The sequence below is a fragment of the Tractidigestivibacter sp. genome, from assembly GCF_057241865.1.
The window spans coordinates 1-5,149 of record NZ_DBHHPX010000072.1 but is presented as its reverse complement, the minus strand read 5'-3'; the positions used below and the strand labels follow the sequence as shown (position 1 = coordinate 5,149).

Below are 5,149 nucleotides of genomic sequence, written 5' to 3'. Positions count from 1 at the left end.
CCTCGGCGCCTTTCACCTCCAGCGTGCCCGAAAGCCGCACGTCCTCAACTGAGGAACCAACAAACACCTGGTAAATGCCACTGGAGATCTTCCAGCCGCCATCCCAGGCGGAGAAGGACCTCTCGTCCAGCGCCACGCTCACACGCTGCGTCTCACCCGGCGCAAGCGGCGCGCGTGCAAAGCCCGCGAGCTGGACGCGCGGCCGGGGCACCCCATCCGCAGGCGCGCAAACGTAGACTTGGGCCACCTCCGCGCCAGCACGCTTCCCGGTGTTCGTGACCGCAAAGCTCGCCGTGCGGCTAGCGGCATCCACCTCAAGGTCACCGTACAAGAAGCTCGTGTACGAGAGCCCGTGCCCAAAGCAGTGCGCAACGGGGACGCCTGCGGTCTGGTAGTAGCGGTACCCCACAAACACGCCCTCGCGGTACTGCGACTGACGATGCGGGTTGCCCCACCACCCCATGCACGGAGCGTCTCCCGCACACAGCGGCCAGGTCTCGGGCAGCTTGCCGGATGGGTTCACCGTGCCCTCGAGCACGTCGACCGTCGCCTCGGCACCCGCCTCGCCGCCAAGACCTGCGTACAGCACCGCGGCAACGTCCTTCTCCCAGGGCATCTCGACAGGGCTTCCGCACTGCAGCACCACCACGGTGCGCGGGTTGACGGCGGCCACGGCGGCCACGAGCCGGTCCATCCCCTCGGGCAGGCGCATGTCATCTCGGTCGTAGCCCTCGGACTCGATGGTCTCGGGCAGTCCCACCACCACAACGGCCACGTCCGCCTCACCGGCCGTGCACACGGCCTTCTCTACCAGCTCATCCGTCGTCTCCCCGGTGCGGGCGTCATAGCCTGCGGCGTATGACCAGCCAGGACGCAGCTCGCGCACGCTTGAAACATGCCGTGCGTTGATGTGGCTGGAGCCTCCACCCTGATAGCGGGGCTTCTCAGCCAGCTGCCCTACAAGCGCCACGCTCGCGCCCGCCGCAAGCGGGAGCACGCCGTTGTTGGCGAGAAGCACGTGCCCCTCGGCGGCAGCACGACGCGCAACCGCACGGTTGGCGGCAACGTCCACGGCAGGCGTTCCCTCCGCGTCGTTCGCATGCGCGATCGCCAGCGCGGCCAGACGCCTGGCAGACTCGAGCACGCGCTCGCGGCGCAGCCTACCCGAGGCCAGCGCAGCAGACGCCTGCTTCTGCAGGTGCCTGCCGCCACCGGGCATGGCCAGGTCGCAGCCGGCCTCGTAGGCGGCAGCGCGATCGTGCATGCCGCCCCAGTCGGTCACCACGACGCCATCAAAGCCCCACTCGTCACGCAGGATGTCGCGCAGAAGATGGCTGTTGTCGCTGCAGTAGATGCCGTTGAGCATCACGTAGGCGCTCATGACCATCTGGGGCTCGGCCTCGCGGACCACCATCTCAAAGGCACGCAGGTAGATCTCTCGCAGCGTCCGCTCGTCCACGATGCAGTCGTTGGAGAAGCGCTTGTACTCCTGGTTGTTCACGGCAAAGTGCTTGATGCACGAGCCCGCGCCCGTGGACTGGACGCCCTGCACGTAGCGCGTGGCCAGGGTGCCCGTCAAAAGCGGGTCCTCGCTGAAGTACTCGAAGTTGCGGCCGCAGAGCGGGCTTCTCTTGATGTTGAGCCCCGGCCCCAGGACAACGCCCACGCCAAGCGCACGAGCCTCGGCCCCTATGGCGCGCCCTACCTGCCCGGCAACGTCTGCGTCCCAGGTGGCGGCAAGCGTCGCCAGCGCGGGGAAGCAGGTTGCCGGCTCCGAGACGGTCATGCCCTTGGCGTCGGTGCCGGGCTTTTGGTAGCGAAGCCCGCTGGGGCCGTCGCTCACCGTGAGGGCTGGCACCCCCGCCTCGGGATACGCCTTCGTGCGCCAGAAGTCCACACCAACGCCAAGGGCAAGTAGCTGGTCTTGGTTCAGGGCACCCACGGCCCTTTCGGCGGCCTCATCGATATCCATTACAGTCTCTTCTCTGTCTGAGCTTTGCTGAAGCCAATTTGTCTCATCGTGCAACTTCCTCTACCACAAAACTCAAGGTAGATGTCGGACACCCCAGATAGTCTCAGTGGTTGTAACAAGATTTTGCTTGGAGTCTGCAAGACTTGCACCTCAACCGAGCAGAGACAGGGTGCCCCCAGGGATTTGGCAACACGGACCTCTCCCTCGAAATCCCCCTGAAGCTCAATCCAGACCCTAGAATCGGGCCCAAACGAGAAGCTCCGGAATCCGACGGTAACCCCATTGCGCAGCCCCGCCAACGAGCTGACATATCCGCCGTCTGTTCTGTTGAGCTGCACAAAGGGGATGTCCCTGTTCGTTATGCCGTTCACGAGGTGCGGCATAGCCCCGTCCGTGAGTACGCAGGCACATCCTGCAGGGAAGCTACCCTCTGCCGGAAGGGGCCCATCCTGGAGCCCACAGCTTGTCATGCGGGTTTGGGAAATGCTCCCGTCCGGCGACAGTCTGAGCAACTCGGCGCATGGTTGTCTCGAATAGGTAGATCGCTCCGCCATTCGGTGGTAAAAGACGAAATACCTATCGCCAATCTGCTCGAGGCTGCCGTGATTGTTGCCGGTTAGCATTACCCTGCTCCTTGCAGGCCGTCCTTCGAATCCGATGTCGCCGTTGGAAATCAGGACGCCGCGATATTCGAAGTCCCTATCGGGATACTGGCTTGTGGCATAGCAGAGCTCGTGGTTGTTCCTCGACGAGTACACAAAGTAGTAGAGATCGTTGAACTTCCTGAGCGATGGCCCCTCGAAGAAAGCATGGTCTTCCCACGACGTACCCCACGTTTTGGTTGGGGCTATCCGCGCAGGTGCGGAGTTGACCGTCAGCATATCGTCCGCAAGCGTCACCTCAAACGCCCCAGACGCCGGCCCATCGTCCATGTGCATGGCCGAAACAGGCCTCTCGAAAATCTTCGACTCAACGAAACGAGCGATAGCGCTTACGGGCGGAAGCGTCCACTCATCTAGGAAGTAGCTGGTGCCAAAGCAAAGACGAATGACACCCCTGTCGTTCATGACCGCTGGGTCAAAGAGCACACAGTCATGAAATGGTGTGCCGTCCGGGCTGCGAACGCAACCAAGAAAAGAGTAGCACCCATCTGGCGTATCGCTTGAGGCCACGCGGATGGTCCCTCGATATCCATGACGTCCCCGCTCCCCTGCCAGCATGTAGTAGAGGTAATACCGCCCATCGTTTCCCCTCGTCACGTCCAGAGCAAATAAAAAAGGGGTTTCCTCGCAATAGTCCGGATCCTGCGATGCGGAGTATGCAATGCCTGGGCAGCTCCAGTCCGAGAGATTGTCAATCGGAGCCGACCAGAACTCGTAGTCGAGCTCACAGAAGGTGTCACCTGCTACGCGATCATGTGACCCAAAAAGGTAGACCCGCCCGCCGAATACGTGCGGCTCCCCATCCGCGATGCACACGCCATCCGGAAGGTAAGGGTTCAAGGCATAGGCTGGCTTAGCGGACATTTTTGAGAACCTCCCCCTCGGCATCCGCCGCGCACTCAAACTCGTGCGCACCCGCGCCCAGCTCGTGACGGGAGCCGTCCGGCAGCACCACGGTCACACAGACGTTTACCGGCACCACAACCCGGAAGCGCCAGCCGTCCTTGGTGTGCTCCCAGCCGCTCTCCACACGCCCACAGGGGCTTTGGTAGGCAGCCCGCGCGTATGTGAAGTGCCCACCTGGGCGCGGAGCCACCGTGAAGTGCCGCTCACCGTCCGGCTTGATACCGCACATCACGCGGAAGAGCCACGCGCACACCGCGCCCTTAGAGTAGTGGTTGAGCGACGCGATACCACCTTGAGCCTGCGTTCCCTCCCACGACTCCCACACCGTGGTCGCACCCATTTTGGACATGAAGAGCCAACCGGGCATCCGCTCGTTCTCAAGCAGGCGGTAGGCGACATCCAGGTCATACTCGGCAAGCACGTCCAGGATGAGCGGCGTGGAGAGAAACCCCGTGCCCAGACGCCACCCGTAGCTCTCGCATGCCTTCACCAGGCGCTCGCGCGCATATGCAGCTTGTTTCTCGTCGAGAAGCCCCATGTAGAGCGGACGGACGAGCTTCGCCTGACGCTCGGTGTCGAGCGAATACCCAGGAAGAGTGAGCAGTTTCTGGTACGCCCTCCTGCATCCGTCGTGATATTTGACAAAGAGGGCCTTATCATCCCCCATCCCAAGGTGATCCGCAATCTCCGCCATGATGCCAAGGACAAAAGAGGTGTAGGCGGTTGACTCTTCGGGGTGAGGTAGCACTGTGTTCTTCCAGTCGTTGGGAAAGACCTCTTCCGGTTCAGCCCACTCCCCATACGACTGCCCAAAGTTAACCAGGTACTTGTTGAGTCCATCCGGAAGACTCACGTGCTTCCGCAGTGGCGTGTATTTCCCGCAGCGTCCAATCATGAACATGGCATAGTGGCGCATACCCTCATAGAACTCGCAAAGAAGACTATCGTCCCCGTAATGCTTCCAGTAGCGGTACGGGATAAGAATGCCCGCGTCGGCCCAACCCACTGAACCATCCATGAAGCGCATAAAGGAGTCCACGCCGCCGTACGGCGCGATCTGTGTGAGCCTGCCATCCTTATCTTGGGCGTCGAACAGGTCGTGCAACCACTTGCGCTCGAACGTGCGACAGTCAAAGAGGTACGAGAAGGTCTCGAAGAAGATCTGCGCGTCACCTGACCATCCGTGACGTTCGCGTGTGGGACAGTCTGTAGGTACATCGAGCGAGTTGCCCTTCGTCGACCACACGGTGGCCTCAAAGAAGCGGTTCAAGAGCTCGTTCGAACTCTTGAAGCTGCCGGTCTGCGCCATATCCGAGTAGAGCGCAATAGCCGTGAGCGAACCTTCTTCCAGCCGTACGTCCGTCTCGACCTCCACGTAGCGGAAACCAAAGACACAGAACGTGGTGCAGTAGTGGTTGTGGCCCTCCCGGCACACGTACTCCACCTGCTGCAGCGGCGTGGCAAAGCCCTCGCGAGCGCACTGGACGTTCTTGAGCGTGAGGTTGCCCTCCTCGTCCAGCATCTCGCCGCAGCGCAGAAGCACGTGCTTCCTCTCGTGGGCAAAGAAGTCGAGCTCCACCCAGCCTGCGATGTTTTGGCCCAGGTCAAA

Annotated in this window: 3 protein-coding genes; all 3 read right to left on the bottom strand. The window is 61.9% G+C overall.

Annotated elements, in window-relative coordinates; translation table 11 throughout:
• The coding region (locus tag ACO59D_RS12765; protein ID WP_485127312.1) for a glycoside hydrolase family 3 C-terminal domain-containing protein at positions 1-1,972 on the bottom strand (1,972 nt) is incomplete at its 3' end.
• Positions 1,972-3,498, bottom strand: a complete 1,527-nt coding sequence (locus ACO59D_RS12760) for a glycoside hydrolase family protein (RefSeq protein ID WP_485127311.1) — start codon at positions 3,496-3,498, stop codon at positions 1,972-1,974. The genes ACO59D_RS12765 and ACO59D_RS12760, both read right to left, overlap by 1 nt.
• A partial coding sequence (locus ACO59D_RS12755) for a family 78 glycoside hydrolase catalytic domain (protein WP_485127310.1) occupies positions 3,488-5,149 on the bottom strand: 1,662 nt, incomplete at its 5' end. The genes ACO59D_RS12760 and ACO59D_RS12755, both read right to left, overlap by 11 nt.

Excerpts from the sequence above, each read along its gene's own strand:
- ACO59D_RS12760 (WP_485127311.1), bottom strand. The coding sequence starts at position 3,498 with ATGTCCGCTAAGCCAGCCTATGCCTTGAACCCTTACCTTCCGGATGGC.